Source organism: Streptomyces sp. NPDC005574, from assembly GCF_040605435.1.
Taxonomy (GTDB): Bacteria; Actinomycetota; Actinomycetes; order Streptomycetales; family Streptomycetaceae; genus Streptomyces.
Window position 1 is genome coordinate 22,035 of record NZ_JBEXCW010000031.1, and the last position, 23,568, is coordinate 45,602.

At 73.3% G+C, this 23,568-nt stretch carries 25 protein-coding genes and 3 pseudogenes; 15 read left to right on the plus strand and 13 right to left on the minus strand.

Annotation, left to right across the window (positions count from 1 at the left end; all coding sequences use genetic code 11):
• Window positions 1-256 precede the first annotated feature (256 nt).
• The 4 genes from ABZT03_RS21105 to ABZT03_RS21120 are packed head-to-tail and all read left to right on the plus strand — an operon-like array spanning window position 257 to window position 5,269.
• Complete coding sequence (locus tag ABZT03_RS21105) at window positions 257-1,627, plus strand: polyprenyl synthetase family protein (RefSeq protein ID WP_356041463.1); 1,371 nt, start codon at window positions 257-259, stop codon at window positions 1,625-1,627.
• Window positions 1,624-3,177, plus strand: a complete 1,554-nt coding sequence (locus ABZT03_RS21110; RefSeq protein ID WP_356041464.1) for a phytoene desaturase — start codon at window positions 1,624-1,626, stop codon at window positions 3,175-3,177. The genes ABZT03_RS21105 and ABZT03_RS21110 overlap by 4 nt, the downstream gene beginning before the upstream one ends.
• On the plus strand, window positions 3,174-4,208 hold the full coding sequence (locus tag ABZT03_RS21115; RefSeq protein ID WP_356041466.1) for a phytoene/squalene synthase family protein: 1,035 nt from the start codon (window positions 3,174-3,176) through the stop codon (window positions 4,206-4,208). The genes ABZT03_RS21110 and ABZT03_RS21115 overlap by 4 nt, the downstream gene beginning before the upstream one ends.
• On the plus strand, window positions 4,205-5,269 hold the full coding sequence (locus ABZT03_RS21120; protein WP_356041468.1) for a DUF5914 domain-containing protein: 1,065 nt from the start codon (window positions 4,205-4,207) through the stop codon (window positions 5,267-5,269). Before ABZT03_RS21115 ends, ABZT03_RS21120 begins: the two co-directional genes overlap by 4 nt.
• Window positions 5,270-5,594: 325 nt before the next feature.
• Here the strand turns inward: ABZT03_RS21120 and ABZT03_RS21125 are convergent, their stop codons facing one another.
• The gene (locus ABZT03_RS21125; protein ID WP_356041470.1) at window positions 5,595-5,795 is read right to left on the minus strand and encodes a DUF2795 domain-containing protein; all 201 of its coding nucleotides are present in this window, start codon (window positions 5,793-5,795) and stop codon (window positions 5,595-5,597) included.
• Window positions 5,796-5,975: 180 nt separating this feature from the next.
• Between ABZT03_RS21125 and ABZT03_RS21130 the strand changes: the two genes are divergently transcribed.
• Window positions 5,976-7,136 (plus strand): Vms1/Ankzf1 family peptidyl-tRNA hydrolase, encoded by a 1,161-nt coding sequence (locus tag ABZT03_RS21130; RefSeq protein ID WP_356041472.1) that lies wholly within the window; start codon window positions 5,976-5,978, stop codon window positions 7,134-7,136.
• A 25-nt stretch (window positions 7,137-7,161) separates the two neighbouring features.
• Here the strand turns inward: ABZT03_RS21130 and ABZT03_RS21135 are convergent, their stop codons facing one another.
• Complete coding sequence (locus ABZT03_RS21135) at window positions 7,162-7,890, minus strand: GAF and ANTAR domain-containing protein (protein WP_356041474.1); 729 nt, start codon at window positions 7,888-7,890, stop codon at window positions 7,162-7,164.
• A 290-nt stretch (window positions 7,891-8,180) separates the two neighbouring features.
• On the opposite strand from ABZT03_RS21135, the gene ABZT03_RS21140 reads away from it, so the two are divergent.
• Window positions 8,181-8,714, plus strand: a complete 534-nt coding sequence (locus ABZT03_RS21140) for a hypothetical protein (protein WP_356041476.1) — start codon at window positions 8,181-8,183, stop codon at window positions 8,712-8,714.
• Window positions 8,715-8,770: 56 nt separating this feature from the next.
• On the opposite strand, the gene ABZT03_RS21145 is transcribed toward ABZT03_RS21140, so the two are convergent.
• A complete protein-coding gene (locus ABZT03_RS21145) occupies window positions 8,771-8,947 on the minus strand; it encodes a hypothetical protein (protein WP_356041477.1) in 177 nt (58 codons plus the stop codon).
• Window positions 8,948-9,146: 199 nt separating this feature from the next.
• Between ABZT03_RS21145 and ABZT03_RS21150 the strand changes: the two genes are divergently transcribed.
• The 3 genes from ABZT03_RS21150 (at window position 9,147) to ABZT03_RS21160 (ending at window position 11,064) form a co-directional block, all read left to right on the plus strand.
• Window positions 9,147-9,281 (plus strand): hypothetical protein, encoded by a 135-nt coding sequence (locus tag ABZT03_RS21150; protein ID WP_356041479.1) that lies wholly within the window; start codon window positions 9,147-9,149, stop codon window positions 9,279-9,281.
• Window positions 9,282-9,351: 70 nt separating this feature from the next.
• A complete protein-coding gene (locus ABZT03_RS21155) occupies window positions 9,352-9,669 on the plus strand; it encodes a hypothetical protein (RefSeq protein WP_356041481.1) in 318 nt (105 codons plus the stop codon).
• Between the two features lie 150 nt (window positions 9,670-9,819).
• Window positions 9,820-11,064, plus strand: a complete 1,245-nt coding sequence (locus ABZT03_RS21160) for a cytochrome P450 (RefSeq protein ID WP_356041483.1) — start codon at window positions 9,820-9,822, stop codon at window positions 11,062-11,064.
• 96 nt (window positions 11,065-11,160) lie between these two features.
• Here the strand turns inward: ABZT03_RS21160 and ABZT03_RS21165 are convergent, their stop codons facing one another.
• The 3 genes from ABZT03_RS21165 to ABZT03_RS21175 all read right to left on the minus strand — a co-directional run bounded on the left by ABZT03_RS21165 (window position 11,161) and on the right by ABZT03_RS21175 (window position 13,741).
• Entirely contained in the window at window positions 11,161-12,327 is a 1,167-nt protein-coding gene (locus ABZT03_RS21165) for an oxygenase MpaB family protein (RefSeq protein ID WP_356041485.1), read from the minus strand.
• 90 nt (window positions 12,328-12,417) lie between these two features.
• Window positions 12,418-13,470, minus strand: coding sequence for a polyprenyl synthetase family protein (locus tag ABZT03_RS21170; RefSeq protein ID WP_356041487.1), 1,053 nt, complete (start codon window positions 13,468-13,470; stop codon window positions 12,418-12,420).
• The gene (locus ABZT03_RS21175; RefSeq protein ID WP_356041489.1) at window positions 13,463-13,741 is read right to left on the minus strand and encodes a polyprenyl synthetase; all 279 of its coding nucleotides are present in this window, start codon (window positions 13,739-13,741) and stop codon (window positions 13,463-13,465) included. Before ABZT03_RS21175 ends, ABZT03_RS21170 begins: the two co-directional genes overlap by 8 nt.
• A 323-nt stretch (window positions 13,742-14,064) precedes the next feature.
• Between ABZT03_RS21175 and ABZT03_RS21180 the strand changes: the two genes are divergently transcribed.
• A complete protein-coding gene (locus tag ABZT03_RS21180) occupies window positions 14,065-14,292 on the plus strand; it encodes a DUF5302 domain-containing protein (protein ID WP_356041545.1) in 228 nt (75 codons plus the stop codon).
• A 163-nt stretch (window positions 14,293-14,455) separates the two neighbouring features.
• On the opposite strand, the gene ABZT03_RS21185 is transcribed toward ABZT03_RS21180, so the two are convergent.
• The 3 genes from ABZT03_RS21185 to ABZT03_RS21195 all read right to left on the minus strand — a co-directional run bounded on the left by ABZT03_RS21185 (window position 14,456) and on the right by ABZT03_RS21195 (window position 16,134).
• Window positions 14,456-14,626 carry a hypothetical protein gene (locus ABZT03_RS21185; RefSeq protein ID WP_356041490.1) on the minus strand — a complete coding sequence of 57 codons (171 nt, stop codon included), beginning with the start codon at window positions 14,624-14,626 and terminating at the stop codon, window positions 14,456-14,458.
• A gap of 98 nt (window positions 14,627-14,724) precedes the next feature.
• Complete coding sequence (locus ABZT03_RS21190; RefSeq protein WP_356041492.1) at window positions 14,725-15,294, minus strand: hypothetical protein; 570 nt, start codon at window positions 15,292-15,294, stop codon at window positions 14,725-14,727.
• 51 nt (window positions 15,295-15,345) lie between these two features.
• Window positions 15,346-16,134, minus strand: a complete 789-nt coding sequence (locus ABZT03_RS21195; RefSeq protein ID WP_356041494.1) for a metalloregulator ArsR/SmtB family transcription factor — start codon at window positions 16,132-16,134, stop codon at window positions 15,346-15,348.
• A 118-nt stretch (window positions 16,135-16,252) separates the two neighbouring features.
• On the opposite strand from ABZT03_RS21195, the pseudogene ABZT03_RS21200 reads away from it, so the two are divergent.
• Window positions 16,253-16,516, plus strand: a pseudogene (locus ABZT03_RS21200) (acyl-CoA dehydrogenase family protein); the annotation flags it as partial.
• Between the two features lie 156 nt (window positions 16,517-16,672).
• Window positions 16,673-16,999 (plus strand): annotated as a pseudogene (locus tag ABZT03_RS21205) (SPW repeat protein); the annotation flags it as partial.
• 419 nt (window positions 17,000-17,418) lie between these two features.
• On the opposite strand, the gene ABZT03_RS21210 reads toward ABZT03_RS21205, so the two are convergent.
• Window positions 17,419-17,934, minus strand: a complete 516-nt coding sequence (locus tag ABZT03_RS21210; protein WP_356041496.1) for a GNAT family N-acetyltransferase — start codon at window positions 17,932-17,934, stop codon at window positions 17,419-17,421.
• Window positions 17,935-18,010: 76 nt separating this feature from the next.
• On the opposite strand from ABZT03_RS21210, the gene ABZT03_RS21215 reads away from it, so the two are divergent.
• Entirely contained in the window at window positions 18,011-18,751 is a 741-nt protein-coding gene (locus tag ABZT03_RS21215; RefSeq protein ID WP_356041498.1) for an SDR family oxidoreductase, read from the plus strand.
• Window positions 18,752-18,998: 247 nt separating this feature from the next.
• Here ABZT03_RS21215 and ABZT03_RS21220 read toward each other — a convergent pair whose 3' ends face one another.
• Window positions 18,999-19,709, minus strand: a complete 711-nt coding sequence (locus ABZT03_RS21220; protein ID WP_356041500.1) for an HAD family hydrolase — start codon at window positions 19,707-19,709, stop codon at window positions 18,999-19,001.
• A 207-nt stretch (window positions 19,710-19,916) separates the two neighbouring features.
• On the opposite strand from ABZT03_RS21220, the gene ABZT03_RS21225 reads away from it, so the two are divergent.
• Window positions 19,917-20,396, plus strand: a complete 480-nt coding sequence (locus ABZT03_RS21225; protein WP_356041501.1) for an ATP-binding protein — start codon at window positions 19,917-19,919, stop codon at window positions 20,394-20,396.
• Between the two features lie 70 nt (window positions 20,397-20,466).
• On the opposite strand, the gene ABZT03_RS21230 is transcribed toward ABZT03_RS21225, so the two are convergent.
• Complete coding sequence (locus ABZT03_RS21230) at window positions 20,467-21,126, minus strand: hemolysin III family protein (protein ID WP_356041503.1); 660 nt, start codon at window positions 21,124-21,126, stop codon at window positions 20,467-20,469.
• A gap of 379 nt (window positions 21,127-21,505) precedes the next feature.
• Here ABZT03_RS21230 and ABZT03_RS21235 point away from each other — a divergent pair, with 379 nt between their 5' ends.
• A complete protein-coding gene (locus tag ABZT03_RS21235; protein WP_356041505.1) occupies window positions 21,506-22,414 on the plus strand; it encodes a serine hydrolase in 909 nt (302 codons plus the stop codon).
• Between the two features lie 269 nt (window positions 22,415-22,683).
• Here ABZT03_RS21235 and ABZT03_RS21240 read toward each other — a convergent pair.
• Window positions 22,684-23,157 (minus strand): annotated as a pseudogene (locus ABZT03_RS21240) (ADP-ribosylglycohydrolase family protein); the annotation flags it as partial.
• Between the last annotated feature and the right edge of the window lie 411 nt (window positions 23,158-23,568).

Consider the following 23,568-nt stretch of genomic DNA (forward strand, 5'->3'; position numbering starts at 1 on the left):
GCGTGGCACCTGTCGTCGTGCCCCCCGCGCCGCGTGGGCCGCTGGGGCGTGCGGGGTGTCCTGACCCGGATGCCGTTCCGACGCCCGGCGGGCGTGGCACAGATGTCCCGAAGTCGCGCCGCCGCCGGTGGCGCGGCGGTGACGCGGACGGGCGGCGGGAGGACTCGCCCTCTGTTTCGTCACTCGCGCATCCGTGTGCGCCTGCCACGCGGAATGCCTATTCGGATGTCAGCTGTCACGACGAGAGGAACCCGGGATGCGGCCCAGCAAGGCGAAGGACCCCCGTGCGGCCGGGCCGCCGAGCGCGGCACACCGTGCGTGCCCTCCGGCCTTCGCGGGACCCGCGGGCCGGCGCCCCGCCGACAGCGGCCCGGTGGGCCTGCCGTTCGAACCCGGTCCGGAACAGGACGCCGAGGACGCCGAGCCGGACCTCGACCCGCTGGGGACGTCCGACCCGCACGTCATCGACCGGGACGTCCCCGCCGCCGTGGGCCGCGTCCTCGAACGGCTGATGGCGGAGCGCGTAGCCCGCGCCACCGCCCTGGACCCGTCCTTCGGCCAGGACGTGGCCACGCGCGTCGCGCGCTTCACCCTGGACGGCGGCAAACGCACCCGGTCGCAGTTCACCTGGTGGGCGCTGCGCGCCTGCGGAGGCGGTACGGCCGAGGCGGAGGCCGCCCTGAATCTCGGTTCCGCCCTCGAAGTCATCCAGACGTGCGCGCTGGTCCACGACGACGTGATGGACCGCTCGGCGCGCCGCCGCGGCGGCCCCGCCCTGCACGCCGACGTCACCGCCCAGTACGCCGACCGCGTCCCGCCCGCGCAGGGCGCCCGGTTCGGCGAGGCCGTCGCCATCCTGGCCGGCGACCTCGCGCTGGCCTGGGCCGACGACATCGTCGCGGACACCGTCCTGGCGCCGGGTGTCCGCTCGCGGGTGCGTGACCTGTGGAGCGCCATGCGGACGGAGATGGTGGCCGGCCAGTACCTGGACCTGCAGGGCCAGGCCACCTCCTCGCGGTCGGTGGCCCGCGCGATCCGCGCCGCCTGTCTGAAGAGCGCGCTGTACTCCGTGGAGCGGCCGCTGGCGCTCGGCGCCGCCCTCGCCGAGGCCGACGCCGCGACGACCCGGGCGCTGTGCTCGGCCGGCCGCTGCGTCGGCATGGCCTTCCAGTTGCGTGACGACCTGCTCGACGTGTTCGGCGACCCCGCGCGCACCGGCAAGCCGGCCGGAAGCGACATCAGGGCGGGCAAGCCCACCTACCTGGCGGCCGTGGCGCAGGCCCGCGCCGACGCGGCGCGCGACCACCGGGCCGCCGTCGTGCTGCGCGACTCGCTGGGCCGCGCCGACCTGTCCGACCCGGAGCTGGACGAGGTGCGCGAGGTCCTCGTCGGCACCGGAGCGCGTGACCTCGTCGAGGAGAAGATCCGCCGGCTGGTCGCTCAGGGCATGCGCCACCTCGACGGCGCCGCGCTCCCCGGCCACGGCCGGCCGCGCCTGGCGCAGCTGCTGCGGGCGGCGGGCGGCGCGTCCCCCGAAGCCGACGGCCTCCCGGTCCCGGCGGGGACCGAGGACGGCATGCCCGCGTCGCTGCTCCTCGCCGTCACAGCCGAAGGAGCCATCCGATGAGCCGCACGCTTCCCGGCCGCACCGACCACGTCGTGGTGGTGGGCGCCGGTCTCGCGGGCCTCGCCGCCACCCTGCACCTGCTCGGCGCCGGACGCCGGGTCACGGTCGTCGAGCGGGACGCGACCGCGGGCGGACGGGCCGGTCTCCTCCAGCGCGGCGGCTACCGCATCGACACCGGGCCGACCGTGCTGACCATGCCGGACATCGCCGACGAGGCGTTCGCCGCGGTCGGCGACAGCCTGCACGACCGTGTCGACCTCATCCCGCTGCACCCCGCCTACCGGGCCCGCTTCGCCGACGGCAGCTCCCTCGACGTGCACACCGACGCCGAAGCCATGGAGGCGGAGGTCGCCCGGTTCGCCGGGACCCGGGACGCGGCCGGCTACCGGCGGCTGCGCCACTGGCTCGAGCAGCTCTACCAGGCCCAGCGGCACCGGTTCATCGACACGAACTTCGACTCACCCCTGCAACTGCTCACGCCCGACCTGGCACGGCTCGCCGCCCTCGGCGGCTTCGGCCGGCTGGACCCGGGCATCGCCCGCTTCATCCACGACGAACGCCTCCGCCGCGTCTTCTCCTTCCAGGCCCTCTACGCCGGGGTCCCGCCGGCCCGCGCCCTCGCGGCGTACGCCGTCATCGCCTACATGGACACCGTCGCGGGCGTCTACTTCCCGCGCGGCGGGATGCACGCGCTGCCCCGCGCCATGGCGGACGCCGCCGCCGAGGCGGGCGCCGACCTGCGGTTCGGGCAGGAGGTCACCCGCCTCGAGCGCTCCGGCGACCGGGTCACCGCCGTCGTCACGGCGGACGGCCGCATCCCCTGCGACGCCGTCGTCCTCACCCCCGACCTGCCCGTCACCTACCGGCTGCTCGGCCGGACGCCCCGCCGCCCGCTGCGGATCAGGCACTCGCCGTCCGCCGTCATCCTGCACGCCGGCACCGACCGCACCTGGCCGGAACTCGCCCACCACACCATCTCCTTCGGCGCGGCCTGGCGGAGCACGTTCGACGAGCTCACCCGCACCGGCAGCCTGATGAGCGACCCCTCGCTGCTCATCACCCGCCCCACGGCCACCGACCCGGGCCTCGCACCCCCCGGCCGGCACCTGCACTACGTCCTCGCCCCCTGCCCCAACACCGACATCGGGCCCGGCGCCGCGGAGTGGGCCGACCTGGCGCCCCGCTACCGCGACAGCCTGCTGAGAGAACTCGAACGCCGCGGACTGGACGGCATCGGATCGGCCATCGAGCAGGAGTGCCTGGTCACCCCCGCGGACTGGCAGGCCCAGGGGCACGCGGCGGGCACGCCCTTCTCCGCGGCCCACACCTTCGCCCAGACCGGCCCCTTCCGCCCCCGCAACCTGGTCGCCGGCACGGTCAACGCCGTACTCGCCGGGTGCGGCACCACCCCGGGCGTCGGTGTGCCGCCGGTGCTGCTGTCCGGCAAGCTGGCCGCCGCCCGCGTCACCGGAGGCACGACGCGCGGGCCCGGCCGTTCCCGCACCCGCACCCGCCCCCGTAGCGCCGCGCCGGAAGGAACCGCCTCATGAGTGACCGTGAACTCGACGCGGCGGCCGTCACCCACCCGCGTCTGCGGGAGGCGTACACGCGCTGCCGCGAACTCAACGCCCGGCACGGCAAGACGTACTTCCTCGCCACCCGGTTGCTGCCCGTCGAACGCCGCCCGGCCGTGCACGCCCTGTACGGCTTCGCCCGCTGGGCCGACGACATCGTCGACTCCCTCGACGCGGCCACCACCCCCGACCACCGCAGAACGGCTCTGACCGATCTCCAGCGCAGTCTGGAGGACGGTCTGCGCACCGGGCACAGCAGTGAGCCGGTCGTCCTCGCGCTCGCCGACACCGCCCGCCGCTACGCCATCGACCACCGGCACTTCACCGACTTCATGGCGTCCATGCGCAGCGACCTGGACGTCACCGACTACCCGACCTACGACGACCTGCGCACCTACATGCACGGCTCCGCCGCCGTCATCGGACTGCAGATGCTGCCGGTCCTCGGGACGGTGACCGCGCGCGAGGAGGCCGCACCGCACGCGGCCGCCCTCGGCGTGGCCTTCCAGCTGACCAACTTCCTGCGGGACGTGGGGGAGGACCTCGACCGCGGTCGCGTCTACCTGCCGGCCGACCTGCTGCGGGCGCACGGCGCCGACCGGGAACTCCTGTACTGGAGCCGGTCCACCGGACGCCGCGACCCCCGCATCACCCAGGCGCTGCGTGCCATGGAGGACCTCACCCGCCAGGTCTACCGCGAGGCCGCGCCGGGACTCGCGATGCTCGACCCGGTCTCGCGCCCGTGCATCCGTACCGCCTTCGTGCTGTACGGCGGCATCCTGGATGCCGTCGCCCAGGACGGGTACGCGGTGGTCCACCGCCGTGCGGCCGTACCCCGGCGCAGGCGCGCCGCCGTCGCACTGGACGGACTGGCCCGCGTCCTGGCGGCCCGGGTCCGCGCACGCCCCGGGCAGGGACGGGTCATCGCCCCTCGCGCGGGTGAGGCGACGGCGTCGGCGCCGTCGTCCGGCACGTCGACCCGGCCGGTACCGGAGGAGGCCGCATGAAGTCCGAACGCCCGGCCCGCCGCCGTCGCTATCCGCTCTCGCTGCGCAGCCGGCCCGTCGCCTGGGAGAACCAGCGGCCGACCTGGCGGGACGCGAAGCCCGCCCTGATCGCGGAGGCCCTCAAGCGGGCCCAGACCCGCCCCTCGGGCAACTGGTACGTCGTCGGCGCCACGCGTGACCTGCGCGAGGACCGCCCGCTCGCCCGGACGGTCGCCGGTCAGGAGATCGTGGTGTGGCGCGACGCCGACGGGCGGCCCGTCGCCGGCCCGGGCATCTGCCCGCACCTCGGCGCGCCCCTGCGGGACAGCCCCGTGCGCTGCGGCACGCTCGTGTGCCACTGGCACGGACTCGCCCTCAACGGCACGCCGTTCGCGGCCTGGGAGCCACTGCCGGCGCACGACGACGGCGTACTGCTGTGGGTGCGGCTGGACGCGGCCGGCGGGGAGCCGCCGACCGCGGAGCCGGTCGTCCCGGTCCGGCCCGCGCTGCCCGGCGCCGTCTCGGCGGTCTACACGACGGTCGGCACCTGCGAGCCGGAGGACGTCGTCGCCAACCGTCTGGACCCGTGGCACGGCGCGTGGTTCCACCCCTACTCGTTCGTCGATCTGACGGTGGTGTCGGCCCCGGACGCCAAGGGCTCCGCTCCCTCGCCGACGGCGGACGACCCCGCGTCGGCGGGTACGGCCGAGGCGGACGGCGACCGGTTCGCCGTCGACGTGTCGTTCAAACTCGCCGGACGGCTCGTGGTGCCGGTCCGGGCGGTGTTCACCGCCCCCGAGCCGCGCACGGTCGTCATGCACATCACGGACGGGGAGGGACAGGGCTCGGTCGTGGAGACGCACGCCACCCCGCTCGGCCCGGACGACCGGGGCAGGCCCCGCACCGCGGTGGTCGAGGCGGTCGTGGCGAGCTCCGACCGCCGGGGCTTCGCCGTGGCGCGCGCGGCGGCGCCCGTGCTGCGCCCTCTGATGAAGGCGGCAGCCGGGCGGCTGTGGCGCGACGACCTGGCGTACGCCGAGCGCCGCTGGCACCTGCGCTCCACCGGCCGCTTCCCGGGCTGACCGGCGCGCCCACGGCGGGCAGCGCGGCTGCGGGTCGTCCGCCGGATGCCGGGACTCCGGGCGGGCGACCGGCGCTCCAGCTGGCGGTGGATCGGCGCGCCCACGACCGCATGTCGGGCGACCACACGTCGGACGACCACACGTCGGACGACCGGCAGGCGGCGGCCCGCATGCAGCCCTCGGCCGCCGACGCGTCCGGCGGCCCGGAGCCACGCACGGCCGGAGCCACGCACGGCCCGGAGCCACGCATGGCTCAGCGCCACGCATGGCTCAGCGCCACGCACACGCCTCAGCGCCACTCACACGCCTCAGCGCCACGCACCGCTCAGCGCGACGCGCCCTTGAACACCGCCTTCTGCACGTCGTTGGCGCCGGCGAACCGCTGCGTCCCGGAGTGGGTGAGTTTCTCGACCACCTTGTCGTCCGCGCCGTTGTCCCGGGCCAGCGAGACGAGGTCGTCGCGGCTGGAGGGATACGCGGCGCCCTTGAGGGCCTTCTGCAGATCGATCGGACTGATGTCGGCCATGTGCGGCCTCCCTGGCCTGCGCCGGCGCAGCGGTTCCGCGCGAGGACACGCCGGGTACCCACCGCGTCGAAACGTGAACAAATAGAACAAACCGCCCTTCTTGTCGGTGTGGTTCTCCCCACGTGTCCCTCGCCGCCCTCCGGGCACCCGCCCCGGGAACCGGATGAAGAAGGAGAAAGCGTGCAACTCTCATTCCTGCAACCGCTCTTCGACCGCCCCGGTCCCTGGGCCACGGTGTACTTCGGGCCCGCGCACCCCGATGAGTCGGGTGCCAAGCGGCACGAGCTCGCGGTCCGCGAGGCGTGCCGGACGCTGGAGGCGGAAGGGGCGGACACCGCGACCACGGAAGCGGTACGCGAGGCACTCACGGAGATCGGGCCCGCGCAGGACCCGGCGGGCCGCGTGGTCTTCGCCGCCGGAGGCGAGGTGGTGCTCAGCCACCGGCTTTCCCGGCCGCCCCAGCGGGAGATCGCCTGCTGGGCTCCCCTTCCCCGCCTGACGCCGCTGCTGGAACTGACCGGTCAGGACCCGGTCTGCCTGGTCGCCTACATCGACCGGACCGGCGCGGACCTCGAGCTGCGCGGGCCGGCGGGACCGCAGGACGTGGGTCAGGTGGAGGGCAGGCGGCGCCCCGTGCACCGGACGGCCTCGGCCGACTGGTCCGAGCGGCACTTCCAGCTCAAGGTCGAGAACACCTGGGAGCACAACGCCAACGAGATCGCCCAGGCGCTGGCAGCGGCGTACGAGGAGACCCGTGCCGACCTCGTCGTGCTGGTCGGCGATCCCCGTGAGCGGCCGGCCGTGCACGAGCGGCTGCCCCAGGCCGTCCGGGAGGTCACTGCGGAGACCGAACACGGAGGCCGCGCCGCCGGATCGTCCTCCCCGGCCCTGGAGGAGGCCGTCGGACGGGCCCGGCAGCGGTACGCGCGACGGCGCCTCGACGAGGCGCTCGACCGGTTCCGCGCCGGACGCGTCGGCACGGACCGGCCCACGGACGCCGTCGAGGGCGTACCGGCACTGGTGGAGGCGGCCCGGGAACACCGCATCGGCACCCTCCTGGTCCGGCCCGGCGGACCGGACCTCGGACGGGAGACCTGGGCGGGTACCCGGCCCGACCAGGTGGCCGTGCGCCGCACCGACGCCCAGACGCTCGGGGAGAGCGATCCGACACCGGTACGCGCGGACGACGCCCTGCTGCGCGCGGCCGTGGCCACCGCCGCCGACGTCGTGATCGTCCCCGTGCCGGAACCGGACGCGGGCACGGACGTCCCGGACGCCGACATCCCGACGGGCGGCCTGGGCGCCCTGCTGCGCTGGACCTACGAGCCGGCCCCGGCGTAGACCGGCACGGACGGCGGCGGGCCGCTCACGGCCGGGGACGCAACGTTCCCCCGTCGGAGGGCGGCCCGCCGCCGACGTTCACGAGCAACTCCCTGCACACGTCCCGCAGTTTGACGTTCCGCCGCTGGGACGCCATGCGCAGCAGGGTGAACGCCCTCTCGGCGGAGCACCGCTGCTGACCCATGATCACGCCGATCGCCTGGTCGATGACACTGCGGGACTCCATCGCGGTCTGCAGGTCGTCGGCGTACTGCTGCGCGTCGGCGATGCGCTGCGCCAGCGCGATGGCACCGGTGGCCTGGGCGGCGAGGGCACGCAGGCCCGCGAGATCGGCACCGGCGAAGCCGGACGACTTCGGCGAGTAGACGTTGAGCGCGCCGGCGGTGTGGCTGTGCGCGGCGATCGGCAGGGAGAACGAGGACCGGGTGCCGCAGGCGGCGGCATACGCGGGGTAGGGGCCCCAGCGGTCCTCGTCCAGCATGTCCGGCACCGAGACCTCCTCGCCGGTGCGCAGCGACTGGAGGCAGGGCCCGTCGTCCTGTCCGTACTGGGCCTCGTCCAGGTCCAGGGCGCTCGGGCCGGCGCTGGCCACCGTCAACGGCCGCCGTTGGCGCTCCAGGGTGATCCCGGCTCCGCTCGCGACGGGCACGAGGGAGAGGGCGCTGTCCACGAGGTGCTGCAGCACCTGCTCGACGGACTCGGTGCTCAGCAGCAGTGAGGTCACATCAGGCAGGGCGAACGTCTGATCGGACATGATCGCTGTCCTTTCCGGGCCGGAGACCCATAGCTCGAGCTCGGCCCTGCGTTGCGCCGTCGGGAACCACGGGGATCCACCCCGAAGGGAGATCTCCGGCGGGACCGGCCGACCCGCCCCGGAGGGGAGCGGTGGTGACGGTCACCGTGCCCCTCAGCGGCGTTCGTTCCCTCGTACGGCCGCACGGCGGGCTCGGTTCCGGACACGGGGACCGACCGTACGCCCGGGGACCGGGGACCCTTCCCTGATCCCCCGAGTGAGGGCGGTCGGGAACGGGTACTCGCCCGCGCATGATCAGGCGTGCGGTGTGGCAGGGGCTCGTCGCGGGTGCGGCCGGGGGACTCGTGATGACGTTCGGCGAGAAGATCGAGCAGGTCGTCACCGGCCGGCCGGACTCCCACGTTCCGGCCCGCGTTCTCCAGCGTCTCGCGGGCCTGCCCGAGCGCCCCGGCCGACAGCCGCTGCCGCTCAACTGGGCCATGCACTTCGGTCAGGCCGCGCTCCTCGGCGTGCTGCGCTCGGTGATGGCCCAGGCCGGGGTGCGGGGAGCGGTCGCCTCGGCCAAGTTCACCGTCGTGCGGCTCACCAACGACCAGATCCTCGAGAACCTGACCGGCGTCGGTGCGCCGCCCACGACCTGGCCGCGGAAGGAACTCCTGGTGGACGTCCTGCACAAGGCCGTCTACGGCTTCGTCACGGGAGCCGTCGCCGACACCCTCGCCGCCGGGGACGGCCCCGGGCCAGGGCAGCGTCACGCCGCTGTCCGCCCCGGCCGCCACGCCGACGTCGCCCCCCTGGCCCGCGGTGACGTCCGGGGCCGGTGAGTCCGTCGGCCGCGCCGCGGCCCGACTCCTTCTCGTCCGGGTTCCGGTGCGGGTCCTCACGGCCCGGACCACCCCGCCTCCCACTCCTCCTGCTCCTCCGCACTGTCCGCGTCCGGCCGCAGGGGAGTGGACCCGGGCGTGTCCGGGCGGCCGGACGTCCCCGCCGGGTCGTCGTCCACGGCCGGGTCGTGCTCCGGCTCGACCTCGGCCTGCGAGGGGGCGTGTGCGCTCATCGTCGGGCCTTCCTTCGTGCGCGTGGTGTATCCGCCGGTTCGCGGCCGATCCGGGTACCCCGGCGCGGCGCACTCACGGCACCCGCGTTCACCCGATCCCGCGCACGCCTCGCACGACGGTCTCTTCACCGCCGTACGGGATCGCGGCGGCGACGTGTGGACCGTCCCCGGTGCGGGCCTTGCATGACATGGAGGCGTGGTGAGCGACGAGGGTCCGGGACCGGCGCTGGCGGCGTTCACCGACCTCCTTCTCGAACTCGCCTGCCATCCGCGGACGTTGCGCCAGATGCGCTGGTCCAACATTCTGATCAAGAACCTGGCGCCCAGGCCCTGACCAGCCCGTGAGGCACGGTCCTGCCGCGCCGCCGAGGCGTTCCCGGCCGCCGTCGGGGAACCCGGGAGTCATGGCGGGGACCAAGGGGAGCACGAAGTACCGGGTGGCGGCCTCCGGGCGCTGGTGGGACGAGGAGGACGGGCGTTGGCTGCCCGCCGGTGAGGTCCACGGCTGGCTCCCGGGCACCCACCAGACCGTGTGCGGGCTGTCCCTCAGCCGCTCGCAACTCGTCCGCCTGTCCGGCATCGACCGGACCGAGACGTTCCCCGAGTCCGGCGGTGCCGCCGACCGAGTGCGGCGCGTCTGCCCCCGGTGCGCGTCCGTGTGCGGGCGCCGCCCCTCGGACGCGCGCGGGCGCGGGCGACGGCATGTGAACCCCCGCCCCTGACGGCCTCTACGGCCTTGACGGCGGTCCGGCGGCCGAGGCCGTCGCTTCCGGACGCCCGGATCGCCGTCGCCACCCGGCCCATGAGCCGCCGCCTTCCGGCCGGCCGGCCACCCCGCGTGTCCCCGGGGTGGGCCAGGGCACTCGGCCAGCATGGACATGTCTCGACCCCTGATCGACAGCACCCTGCCGTTGCGGGCCGAGGGCTACGCCTGGCTGCCGAACCGTATGCGCGAGAGCGGGACCTCCGTGGTGCGCACCCGCGTCATGGGCCGCCCCGCACTGGCGGTGCGCGGGCCGGAGGCCGTGCGGTTCTTCTACGACGAGCAGCACGTCCGCCGCCACGGCGCCATCCCGGAGCCGGTGCGCGGCACCCTCTTCGGCCACGGAGCGGTCCACACCCTCGACGGCGACGCCCACCGCGAGCGCAAGGCACTGTTCCTGCCGCTCCTGCACGTCGACCGGATCGCCGGCCTGGTCGAACAGGTCACCGCCGCCTGGGACGACGCGGTCGCCTCCTGGGCCGACAGCCCCCGGACCGTCCTGTTCGACGCGGCGAGCCAGGTACTGACCCGCGGAGTCTTCCGCTGGGCCGGCATCCCGCTGCACGAGGACGAGGTCGAGCGGACGGCCGGCGACCTCGTCGCGATGGTCGACGGGTTCGCCACCCTCGGACCGCGCCACTGGCGGGCCCGGCGCGCCCGAGGCCGCCTGGAGACCCGGCTGTCCCTGCTGGTGGAGGACGTCCGCTCCGGGACCTTCGAGGCGCCCGCGGACTCGGTGCTGGAGCAGGTCTGCCGGCACCGCGAGGCGACGGGCGGGCCGCTGGACCCGAGGGCGGCCGCGGTCGAACTCCTCAACGTCGTCCGGCCCACGGTCGCCGTGTCCTGGTTCGTCGCCTTCGGCGCGCACGCCCTGCACCGGTGGCCCGAGAACCGGGAACGGCTGTGGGCCGACGACGCCGCGTTCGCGGCGGCGTTCGCGCACGAGGTCCGCCGCTTCTACCCGTTCGCACCGTTCCTGGGCGGCCTGGCGGTCAAGGACCTGACGTGGCAAGGCGAACACGTGCCGGCCGGCGGCATGGTGATGCTGGACGTCTACGGCCACAACCACGACGAGAAACTGTGGGGCGACCCGTATGCCTTCCGCCCGCAGCGGTTCCTGGAGCGGTCCGTGGAGCGCGACGAACTGATCCCGCAGGGCGGTGGTGATCCGCGCACCGGGCACCGCTGCCCGGGTGAGGGCGCGACCATCGGCCTGCTGGAGTCGCTGGCGGTGCGTCTGGCCCGGCTGGAGTACACGGTGCCGGAGCAGGACCTGAGCATCTCGCTGCGCCGGGTGCCGGCCCGGCCGCGGAGCGGCTTCGTCATCTCCGGACCGCGCGTCCCGGGGGCGTGACCCGTCGCCGGCCCGCACGGTGCGGCGGCGGGACGCGCGGCTTCGTCATGGCCGTACCGCCTGCCACGGAGCCCTGGCGGTGACGGCCGCCCGCTCTCAGCCGACGTGGGGAGCGGGCGGGCTCCAGCGGCGCGCCGGAGGCGGTGCCGAGGAGATGCCGTAGTCCGGTTTCAGCTGCTCGGGGATCGCGTAGTGCATGACGCGGCCCCGGGTCAGCGCGGAGAGTTCCAGGACAGTCGTGAGGTGGCCGAGGCGGTCCAGGGCCCAGGCGCCGAGCGGCGAACGGTCCTCCAGCGTCTCCAGGATGCCGAGGAGCGTGGGAGCGGCCTTGGTGACGGTGTCCCAGGCGGTGCGCGGGACCTGGAGCCAGTCGGCGCAGGTGTCGCCGACCAGGTAGCGGATCAGCGCGGAGACGACCGGGTCGAAGAAGGTGCCGGGGACGACTTCCTCGTACAGGTCGATGAGCTGGCGGGTCAGGTGCGCGCCCTCGGGGGACGGCCCCATGTGCCGGATCATGTACAGGTCGAGGAACTGGCGGGCCCGGCCGAGGTCCGCGGGCATCCGCTCCACGTCGACACCAAGCATGGCGCCGACCACCCGCCAGGCGTAGAAGTACGCCTCCGCTCCCTCCTCGCTCATGTGGACGCCGAGCCGGTGCAGGGAGTCCAGGACCAGCAGGGAGAAGAACATCTGCCCGCCGATCATGTCCTCCTGGCAGATCGGCGTGCCGAGCGTCCCGACGTCCCAGCGGTTCTCCCGCTCCAGGTGGTGGCGGACGGCGGCGTGCAGCAGTCGTACCTTCTGAACGGCGGGGACGAACCGGCTGCCGGCCTCGAACGCGTCGGGCTGCATGAGGTACACGGTGAACTGCCCGGTCTCGGCCATCCGTTTGGAGGGGTAGGCCAGCGCGTGCGTCGCCGACAGCAGCTTCGCCACGTGCGGGACGAGATAGCAGGCGGGCATGGACGCGAAGGACAGCGCGGTGGAGATGTGCACGTTGTTGTCGATGAAGAACAGGCGTGCCTTCTCCATCTCCGCCCAGTCCACCCAGGCCGGCGGCGCGGCGGTCTCGGCGAGGTACGCGCGGGCGACGTCGGGCAGACCGTCCGGCAGGGGAGCGCCCGCGGTGGAGACGTACCGCATGAGCGTGTTGAACTTCCCCACCTCGCCGCGTTCGAAGAGGGTCCGCACGACCGTGTCGGCGAGTTCGTCGCCGGACTGCCGCAGAGCGTTCATGGCGGTCTCGGTGTAGGGCGAGGTCATCACGGGCTTCCTTGGCTCATGGGCGTGGGTGGGTGCTTCGGGGCTTTCGAGAACCGGGGGTCGTCGACTCGGGGGCCCAGCCGGCCGGCGTCAGTGGTGCCGGTCCGTCGCGGAGCGCGCGAGGACGGTGAGGGCGTGGTTGGCCTGCCGGGGCAGGTGGAGGCCGTGCAGGGCATGGGTGGCCTCCTCGACCCGGAGTGTGATCATCTGCTCGATCCGGTCGGGCGCCTTGAGGCGGCGCATCATGTCGCGCACCGTCTCCAGGGCCTCGGTGTCCAGGTCGCGCCGGCCGAGCAGGAGGCGCAGTCGTTCCCGTTCGGGTGCGCGGGCCAGGCGCCAGGTCTCGGCCAGCAGGGCGGTGGGCCGGTGCGTGCGCAGATCGTCCAGGCCGGCCTTGCCGGTGCGGGACGGATCACCGAACAGACCGAGCAGGTCGTCGCGGAGCTGGAAGGCCTCGCCGAGCGGGAGCCCGTACGCCGAGAGCCCCGACCGCATCCGCTGGCCCGCGCCGGCCAGGGCACCGCCGATCAACAAGGGTTGCTCGACGGTGTACTTGGCGGTCTTGTACCGGATCACCTGAAGGGAGGCGGACGTGTCCGGCGGCGCGCCGGTGCGCAGGATCTCCAGGCACTCACCGGCGATCAGTTCGCGGGCCAGCGCCGACCAGAGCGACCGCGCCCGGGCGAGGAAGGCGGCGGGCAGGCCGCTGGACGCGAACAGCTGCCCGGCCAGCGCCATCAGCAGGTCTCCCACCAGCATGGCCAGTGATCTGGCGGCACCCGTGGCGGCCGGTCGCCCGCGCACCGCCGGGCGCAGGGCGACGTGCGCCGTGGCCCTGCCGTGCCGGAGGGGACTGTCGTCGATCAGGTCGTCGTGCACCACCGCGGCGGCGTGCACCAGTTCCATGGAGGCCGCCGCCCGCAGCAGGGCGTCGCTGTCCGGCTGGCCCGCGGCCCGCCAGCCCCAGTAGCAGAACGCCGCCCGCAGTCGCTTGCCGTCGGCCGCCGCCGCCTCCAACTGCGCCGCTACCGGAGCAAGTTCGGGATCGATGGCGATCAGCTCGTCGGTCTCGTCCGCCACGAACCGGCTCAGTACGTCGTCCACGCGGGCCTTGAAGGCGGCCGGCTCGTAGACGTCAGGCACCGTCGCGGGCCTGACGTGACAGGACGTGCCGGGCGAGGACCTCCAGGTGGGCGGGCGGCACGGTCGCGTACCGGTCCAGCACCAGCCGTCCGCGCGCCCGCAGGTCCCGCTCCGCCTCCGCGGCCAGGTCGGCGGCGTCCGAACGGCGCAGCAGGCCCCGCAGGGTTCCCACGGCCGACCCGAGGGTGCTCACCGCCAGGTCGGCGAGGCCCGCCACCACCAGTACCGCCCGCTCGTCGATGCCCTCCGCACGCCCCGTGTCCCGCGCCATGCCCGCCTCTCCATCCACCCGTCGCCGCGGCGGCACCGGTCACGCGCCGCTCCTGTGAGCATCACGGGCCACCGGCGGCCGGGTCGGAGGAACTCACCAACGGGTGATCACCTCGATAGAGCGTGCGCATGCCCGTCCGGCGAGGCGACGCGGCTGTCACCTCCGGCACGGCGGGAACGAGGGGGACGGCAGGGGTCGTACGGCATGGGCCCGAGGGCGTCTCCCCGCCGCGGCGCCCGGCATGACAAGCTGTGGTTCCCACCGCCCGACCTCAGGAGATCACCATGGCTGCCGAGTCCGCCCCGCAGGACAGTCCCGCGGACATGCCCGAGGACAGTACCGAGTCGGCCGAGGCCCCTGCCACGGGGCTGGCGCCCGACGAGGACGGTCAGTACGACCTGAAGCGCAAGTTCCGCGAGAGCCTCGCGCGCAAGCGCGGCCAGCAGGCCGACGCCGCGGCCCTCGCCGCGAACAGCGACGCCTCCAAGATCCGCGGCGCGCACGGCCCGGCGACCGGCCAGCGGACGTTCCGGCGCAAGAGCGGCGGCTGACAGGAACCCACCAGCCACCGCTCAGCCGGTGGTACGAGCAGGCCACGGCCCGGCCGCCGCCCCACAGGGGTGGCGGCCGGGCCGTGCCGTGTGACGGCACCGGCGGCATACGGTGCGCCGGCGGAAGGCGCCGAGCCACCCGACCTCGTGAGTCGGCCCGGGATCAGAAGGCCAGGCTCCAGCGGTCGAGACAGCCGGGGTCGACGGTGAAGATGCCGGGCGTGTTGCCGGTGACGCGCAGTGCCCTGCTGGGGCCGGTGGGCGGCGGGGTGGCATGGGAGTGCGGCTCGGGTACGCGGTGATCGTTCCAGGCGGCGTGCCGGGTTGTCACCATTGCGGTGATCGATGTCCGAAAGCCGGTCACGGCGGCATGAGTCGTCGCGGCCCATTGCCGATCCGCCACGTCTGCGTCTACGCCCCGGCAACCCCGCTCTAACCTGCGAGTTTGTCCATATCCGGCCGGTACTTGGACGCATGCGTCGACCCGGGGCACGCGGCCGACGCGTCAACTGGGCGCTCACCGCCCGCTACCAGCGCGAGCAACTGGGCTCTGTGGCCCGGTAGTTCCACTTCCGTGAGGCCCGTGATCAGGGTTCGGAGGGGTACGGGTCCGTTGACCAGGACCGTGTCGTGGGAGAGGAGGAGGGCGGGGAGCGGGGTGTCGAGTTCGGTGTCGCTCAGCGTGGGGCCGCTCAGTGCGCACAGGGCCTCCGCCTGGTGGCGGACGCGTTCGCGCAGGCCGGTGGTGCCGCCGGCGAGCGCGATGACGCGGTCGAGGGTCCAGGTGTCCAGGGCCAGACGGTTGTCGTACGTCGTGACGCCGCCCGACGCCGTGGAGGAGACGGCGGTGATGGTGGCCGCGCTGACCAGCGACACGTGGGCCAGGATCTGGTCCGTGTTCCACTCGCCGGGGGGCGGGACGGTGGTCGTGGGGGAGGCGGCCACCGTCCGGGCGGCGTCCAGGAACGCGCGGTAGGCCTCGCGAAGGGGGGTGGGGTCCACGTGTTCGTCTTCCTTTCTCACCGCGCCCGTGCCCGTGCGCGGAGCGCCGTGTCAGGCGTGCGCGCCGGACATCTCCCACGGCGCCTGCGGGAGGACCTCGCCGGTCTCGAGCAGCGACTTGAGGTTCGCCAGTACGGCCGGCCAGCCGGCGGAGATGCCCTTGAGCATCGCCTCGTCGGGGAGGCTCTCGTGGGTCACGGTGAGGCGGACGATGTCCTGGTGGGGCTCGACGAGGAAGGTGACGACCGACGGCTCCCTCGGCGGCTGCGCGTCGGGGGTGTCCTCGAAGGTGATGACCAGTCGCGTCGGGGGCTCGGTCTCGATCACCTTGCCGACGACGTCGATCGCCCCTGATCCGTCGACGCGCCGATGCTCCCAGGTCGAGCCCTGCTGCCAGTCCGAGACGTTGGCGTGGGCCCAGTAGCGTGCCGTGAGGTCCGCGTCGGTGAGCGCTCGCCACACCTGCTCCGCACTGGCGCGGATGTAGGTGACGTAGACGTAGGTGGGTACGGAGGCGGGTCCGTCGTTCATGGCGTACTCCTCTGCCTGGTTCCTGATGGCGCTGATCGCCTGCAGACGGGGCTTGTCGAAGCTGGAGATCCAGCGTTCCTCGATCTCGTGGATCGGCGCCGGATTGAGGTAGTGCAGCCGCTCGCGCCCGCGCCGTACGACGGTCACGAGGTTGGCCTGCCGAAGGATGTCGAGGTGCTGTGTCGCCGACTGGCGTGCCATGTCCAGGTGCTCGCACAGCTCGCGCAGTGTCTGGCCGTTCTGCTCGCGCAGACGGTCGAGAAGCAGTCGCCGGGTGGGGTCGGCCAGGGCTTTGAAGGCCGAGTCCATCTCTTTCGCTTCTTCCAGGCTCACCCGCTCATTATGCAGGTATTTACCTGCCTATTGTCAACGGTGGAGCCTCTGGCGGACGGCCGCCCGGTACGGGTACGGCCTATGCGAAGGTCACCTCGGCGCGGGCACGGCGAAACCGTTCGCCTTCGAGACGGCCCTGCAGATCACGCTCAACGCCGTCCGGATTCAGGGCGGTTACCGCTGCTCCACCGAGTTCGATGTCGAGCGCTACGTCCGGGACGCGCCACTGATGATCGTCGGCGAGGGCGCCAACGGGATCCAGCGCAACGTGATCGCGAGCCGGCTCGTCCGGCGCGGAGGACCCGACGGGGGTCGCCGTGTGATCTTCCCGGATCCGCCTGGAGGGAAATGTACATAAAAGCCAGCTAAGGGATGATTCGGGAGTCCTTCCGGGGTGCTCGCGCCATCAGCGAAGCCGTTCAGCAGCACCGTTCGGTAACCCGGGTGACACAGCTCGACGAAACCCCTCAGCGATCCCGAGGTGATCGAAGTGACGACCTCTCCCCGATCGTCGATGGAAACCCATCCCGACATCCTCGCGTTGCGGCACGAGTCGGCCGATCGCGCGGCGACCACACCCCGGGCCCAGGCCATCGAGGCCATGGCCTTCCTGGCCGGCCTCTACCTGGCGGCCTCGCCGTGGATCGCCGGGTTCAACAACCTGTCGAGGCTCACGGTCAACAACCTGATCGTCGGTATCGCCTTCGCCCTGCTGATGAGCGGCGGCTTCGGCCGCGCCTGCGAACGCACCCACAGCATGGCCTGCGCGTCCGCGGCCCTCGGCGCGTGGACCATCGTCGCGCCCTGGGTGGTGGCAGGTGACGTCAGCACGACCCGGACCTCGTCTCCGTCCAGTGCCACTCCCTGAAGACCGGTCACGACTACGGCCAGTACGTACGCGACGCGGAGAACGCGAACAAGAAGGAGATCGCCGAGTTCTTCCGTACGGTCATGGACCAGGACTCCGAACGAGCGGCCCGCTGCCACGAGTTCCTCGCCAAGCTGTCCGGCACCAAGGACGCCGGCCCGGCTGCCTCCTGACGACGGCCCCCCCGACGGAGCCCGCCCATGAGCGGCCCCCGGCTCCCCGGCCGGGGCCCGGCACACCGCCGGGCCCCGGCCGCCGTCGTCGGGGGGTGCCGACTTCGTCCGTCCGTACGGCGGCGCGCCTCGTCCCCCGACGCCCCGCCCACCGGGCTTCCTCGTCGCCAGTGCGGCGATACGTCGGGGATACCGAACTGCCCCTGGTGGTGCGGGCGTTCAGACTGAGGCGTAGGCGTCACGGGTCAGGCCGTGGACGACACAGGGGCGGCCGAGGATCTCGTCCTCGCGGAGCGGCGTGAACCCGAGACGGCCGGCGACGGCGATCGAGGCGCTGTTGCCGGGAGCGATCATGGCGGTGATCAACGGAAGTCCCAGGGTGCCGAAGCCCCACCCGAGAACCGCGCGGGCCGCCTCCGTGGCGTAGCCCCTGCCCCAGTGCGCGCGGGCGAACGTCCAGCCGATCTCCGTCTCGTCGAACTGTTCCCACCAGTGCAGCCCGCTCCGGCCGATCGCCTCTCCCGTGGCCTTCAGTTCGACGGCGCACAGGCCGTGCCCGCGCTGGTCCCACTGCTGTGCGATGTCACGCAGACGCTTCACGGCCCGCTCGCGGGTGTAGGCGCCGACGAACTGGTTGACCTCGTCGTCGGCGTGCAGGCGCACCCACCAGTCGGCGTCCGCGTCGGAAGTGGTGAGCGGGCGCAGCCGGAGGCGCTCGGTGGTGATCACTGTCATTCGTCCAAGTCTCGTTCACGGCCTCCGCGCGCCCCGGGCCGACCCCTCGCCCGGACGGCGTGGCAGGATCCGCGGGATGAGGACGGAAGAGACGGATCGGCCCGTCGCCCTGGTCAGCGGGTCCACTTCGGGGATCGGAGAAGCTGTCGCGCGGCGGCTGGCCGCGGACGGGATGCGGGTCGTCGTGCACTCGCGGAGCAGCACGGAGGCCGGGCAGGCACTGGCGGCCGAACTCGGCGGCGCCTACCTGCGGGCGGATCTCGCGGTGGAGGAGGAGGCCCGGGGTCTGGTCGGGTCGGCGCTCGACCGGTACGGACGGCTGGACGTACTGGTCAACAACGCCGGCATCAGCTGGCCCATCCCGCACGACGACCTGGCCGCGGCGACACCGGAGGACTGGCGCCGGCTCCTGGAGGTCAACCTGATCGCGCCGTGGGTGCTGTGCACGACGGCACTGCCGGCGCTGCGCCGTGCCCCGGCGGGCGGCAGCATCGTGAACGTCACCAGCCACGCCGGGGTGCGTCCCAAGGGATCCTCGGTGCCGTACGCGGCGAGCAAGGCGGCGCTGAACCACGTGACCCGGCTGCTCGCGGCCGCGCTGGGACCGGAGGTGCGGGTCAACGCGGTGGCACCCGGGCTGGTCGACACGCCGATGACGAAGGACTGGGCGCAGGCCCACGAGCTGTGGCGCGACCGCGCCCCCATGCACCGGCCGGCCCAGCCCGCCGACGTGGCCGACCTGGTGGCGTCGGTGATCGCCAGCGGCTACCTGACCGGCGAGGTCATCATGCTCGACGGAGGGCTCAACCTGACGTGAGGTGTGGGCGTGCGGGGTGGCGCCGGGCGGGGCGGTGGCATCCTCATGGGGTGCTGCGGGGCGGCGCCCTCGACACGGGGGAGGCGGGGCGCATGGGGTGCTGCGGTCCGCGGGACACGAGCCAGGTCGTGGCACACGGGCGCCACACCACGAAGGCATGACCGGTCGCGCGGCACGTTCCGCCACTACGCCGAGCCGCTCCCCGACCGAGTGCCGCGAAGGTCCTGCCGGGGGCAGACCGCCTCCGTCAGCGTGCGTCCGCCCCCGGTGACGTCTTCACGAGCCGGAGGACGTCGGCCAGCGACGACACGGCAGGGCCTGGCCAGTCGTCCTCGCGTGCGTGGGCGTCGTTGTCGGCCCAGTCAGCGGCCCGGAGCATGAACGCCCGCATGCTGCAGCCGGCGGCGCCGGTGAGTTCACCGCCGCCGCCGTCGCCGACGTAGAGACAGTCCGCCGGATCGGCGTCGAGACGGCGGGCGACGAGACGGAAGAGCGCGGGATCGGGCTTGCGCCGCCCCTCCTCGCAGGACAGCACGCGCGCGTCGACGAGTCCGGCCACCGGCAACCGCCCCCAGGACTCGGCCAGTTCGGCGGTGCAGTCACTCAGCACACCCACGCGCAGGCCCCGGGCGCGCAGTGCGGTCAGAGTCGCAACCGCGTCCTCGCGCAGGACGAACAGCTCTCGCTGGGCGGCCAGGCGCGCGGCGCAGGCAGCGGCGAGGGACTCGTCGTCCGGTACGACGCCGCTGCGGAGGGCGAGCGTGCGGAAGGTCGCCGACAGGTCGCCCATGCTTCCGGTCGCCCGGTCGGGAAACGACGCGTCCAGGGCCGTACGCCACGTTCCGGCGGGAATCCCGAGGGGGGCCGCGCTCCGTGCCGCGTGGTCGTCCCAGACGCCCGCCGGTGTGCTGGGCGTGAGAGTTCCGAAGAAGTCGAAGACGACAGCGCCGAGGGGCATGACAGGACCCTAGCGCCCAAAGGATTCCCGTCATGCGCACGGATCACCGAACCGGCCCGTCACCTCGGGTTCGTCGTCGGCCCCCTCGGGGCAGTGAAGGGATCACTCGCCGGTTACCGTGGTCGATGCCGGTGATGGCTGCTGTCACCTCGCTTCGCGGGTAGGTGTTGCCGAGCAGCAGAGACGCTCAGGAAGAGGGCGGTGTCCATGGACGAGGCTGCCCGGAGACGGGATCAGCTGGAGGAAGAGCAGCTGCTCCGCGTGTCGGAGGCGTACGAGGGCAGACCGCCCGACGTCGCCCGGGCCCGCGATCTCGCCGCCGCGTTCCTGACGCGGGTGCAGGCCGAGCAGGGGCTGCCGGTGTCGGAGCGGGCCCTGGGCGTCGTACAGCTCGTGGTCAGTGAGCTGGTGACGAACGCGTGCAAGTACGCGCCAGGCCCCAGTCTCCTCGACCTTGAGCTGGCCGGGGGCAGCGTCCAGATCACGGTCTGGGACAGTGCCCCCGTGCTGCCAGTGGCCCGCGCCGCCGACCCCGGCCGGGTGGGTCAGCACGGCCTGGAGATCGTGATGGCGGTGTGCCAGAGCTTCGAGGTGCACCGCGAACCGGTCGGCAAACGCACGACCGCCTCCGTGATGCTGGCGGACGATCCGGGCGGCGACGTGGCCGGCCACGAGCCGCTGTCGTGAGCCGAGCGCCCGGCGGCCATCTCAGCCGGTAGGCGCCCGGCGGCCACTTCATCCGGTAGGCGCCCTGCGGCTACCTCAGCCGGTAGGTGAGCAGGCTGATCGCCACGTACTGGCAGATCCACGCGGCGACGGTGAAGGCGTGGAAGATCTCGTGGAAGCCGAACCAGGCCGGTGAGGGGTCCGGGCGGCGCAGTCCGTAGACGACTCCGCCGGCCGTGTAGAGCAGGCCGCCGGCCAGGGTCAGCGCGAACACCGTCACCCCCGCGTGCTGGATCAGCGGACCGAACGCGGGGGCGAGGGACCAGCCCAGCGCGATGTACAGCGCCGTGTAGAGGGCTCGGGGCGCGTACGGCCACAGGCAGCGGAATAGGATGCCCACGGCGGCGCCGATCCAGATCTCCCACAGCAGGACGGTGCGGATCGTGCCCGTCAGGCCCAGAACCACGATCGGTGTGTACGTGCCGGCGATCAGCAGGTACACGTTCGAATGGTCCGCGCGCCGCAGGGCCTCGTACACGCGGGGTGACCAGCTGCCCCGGTGGAAGAGGCCGCTGGTCGCGAAGAGCAGCAGACCGCACGCCGTGTAGACCGCGGCGGCGACTCTGGCCCTGCCCGGCGGAGCCAGCGCGATCAGGACGACGCCCGCGACACACACCAGGGGCGCCATCGCCGCGTGCAGCCAGCCGCGCAGCCGCGGCTTGACCTCCTCGACCAGCTCAGCGACCGACACAGCCCACCCATCCCATGTAGCGGGCCCGCCGGGGGCCCCTCCGCCACTCGGTCACCGCTGCCGGCCGACGTGCCCGGCCCGCAACGGCCAGGCGTGGCCGGCGCGCCACGCTTGACCTGGGCAAAGGTATCAACGTGCGGGTCCGAACCGAGGTCGAGGTCATCGGTCGGGCCTCGACCGGCATGCCGTGGCAATCCTCACAAAAGCCGCTGAGCACTGCTTTTCGTGACGTCGGTTACGTCGTACGGCGGCCTCCTTGTCTACGTTCGCAGAGTCCGCCCCGTCACGCGCCCAGTCGCGGGCGCAGGCCGTGCGCCACCGCGCGCGAGCCACGCCCGCGGGCCCGCCGACCGCCGTACACGAACCCCCGAGGCCCCCCATGCCGTACCGCCCGTCGTCCCAGCCACCCCCGCCGAGCCATCCGATACGAGTCCCCGGCGGCAGGCGTACCGGCGTCCGCTCGGCGCTGCTCGCCGGCTCGGTGGCCGCGTTCCTGGGGGCCGGCGCCCTCGCCCCCGCGGTCGCCGCCACCGGACCGTCGCGCTCCGGTACCGCCGTGGCCGGCGTCCCGGGGGTGCAGCCGCAGGGCAAGGCACGGGTGACGGCCGCGGTGCTCGACCTGGACGCCCGGGCCGGCACGCCGCGCGTCTACGGCGACGACACCCCCTACGACACCGCCAGCATCATCAAGGTCGACATCCTCGCCACGACCCTGCTCCAGGCGCAGGACGCCGGACGTCCGCTCTCCCGGCAGGAGCGGGCCGAGACCGCAGCGATGATCCAGCGCAGCGACAACGCGGCGGCGAACGCGCTGTGGCGGCGCATCGGCATGGCGTCCGGACTGGAGGCGGCGAACAAGCGGCTCGGACTGACCTCGACCACGGGAGGGACGGGCGCCAAGTGGGGGCTCACCCGGACCACGGCCACCGACCAGATCCGCCTGCTGCGCGCGGTGTTCGACACCGGCCGGCCCGCACCGGCCGGGGGGACCGGACTGAGCGCGGCCTCGCGGGACTACATCCGGACCCAGATGAACCACATAGCCGCCGACCAGACCTGGGGTGTCTCGGCGGCCTCCGACTCCGGCTCGGCCCTGAAGAACGGCTGGCTCCAGCGCAACACGACCGGACTGTGGGACATCAACAGCGTCGGCCGGATCACGGCCTGCGGACACCACTACCTCGTGGCCGTGCTCTCCGACGGCAACACGTCCATGCGGGACGGCATCGCGCTGGTCGAACGCGCGGCCCGGGCGGCGGTCTCCTCGTCGTCGACACCCACCCACTGACGGCCCGGCGGTCGGGCGGGGCGCGGCATGCGCCACCGGGACTGCGGCTGGCCGTGCCGCCGGACCTGCGGCTGGTCGGCCCACCGTGTCCACGGGTCGGTCGACCCGCCAGGGTCCACGGGCGGGTCGCCCCGGCGGGTGTGCGGGCGGGTCCATGCAGGGTCCGCGGGCGGGTTGCCCCGCCAGGAGTGAACCCACCTGTATGCACCGCGCCCACGCCGCCCTCGCCCCGGCGGCGATCGAACTCGCGGGCGCGGGAAGCGGCTTGCGAGAGCGGCGATGCGGCGGGCCGCGTCCATCGTGCTCGGTCGGCCGGCACGGGCGTAGTACACCGCGGAGCTCGACGCCCGCATCAGTGAGCCGTTGCCGGCGGCCCTCCGGTTGACCTGGAAGTGGATCGCGGCGGCCAGATCCCACGGCATGCCGTTGGTCAGCACGTCCTCCGTCTGCAAGCCGATGTCCTTGGGATCGGCCGCCGCCCACTGCTGGAAGCGCGCGAAGATGTCCGGTCCGTCCAGTCCGCCCCGATCAAGCAGTGACTCCGCGACCAGGACGGCCATCTGTGTGTCGTCCGTGGCCTCGCCCGGCCCCCAGTCACCGCCCCCGCACATCTCGCCACCGGCCCCCGGAACGGGGAGCCGGGCGGAGAACACACCTGGAGGACCGAACTCGAACGGTGCACCCAGCGCGTCACCGACCGCCGCACCCACGACAGCACCGACGGCCCGCTCAGTCCGCTGCACCTGGCCAGGCTGTCGACTCCGTCAGGCACGCGAACTCATGGGCGGTCAAGACGGGTTGGCCCGGCGTCGAGTCGATCACCATGACCCGTACGGCCACCGTCCCCACGGTGCAGGGGCTGTTGGCCGCCGTTCCGCTCGTCAGGTCGCTCGCAGTCGGTGCTTCGCGGCCGCTCGGCCGACATGTGTATGGCGAAAATTTTGATACACGCAAGCCGGAAGGAGGAATTTATACTTTCATTCTGGCGACGTGTTTGCATTTCGCCTTCCCCGAGCAGTGCCACGGTTCGTCAATTTGGCGAACCGTTATGACTGCCCACGCTTCTCGCACATCAAACTGTGGCCTTTCGGAATGCGGTCGCTGTCGGTGGGGGAGTGGTGCCCCCACCTCCCTCCCATAGGGTTAGCTATTGC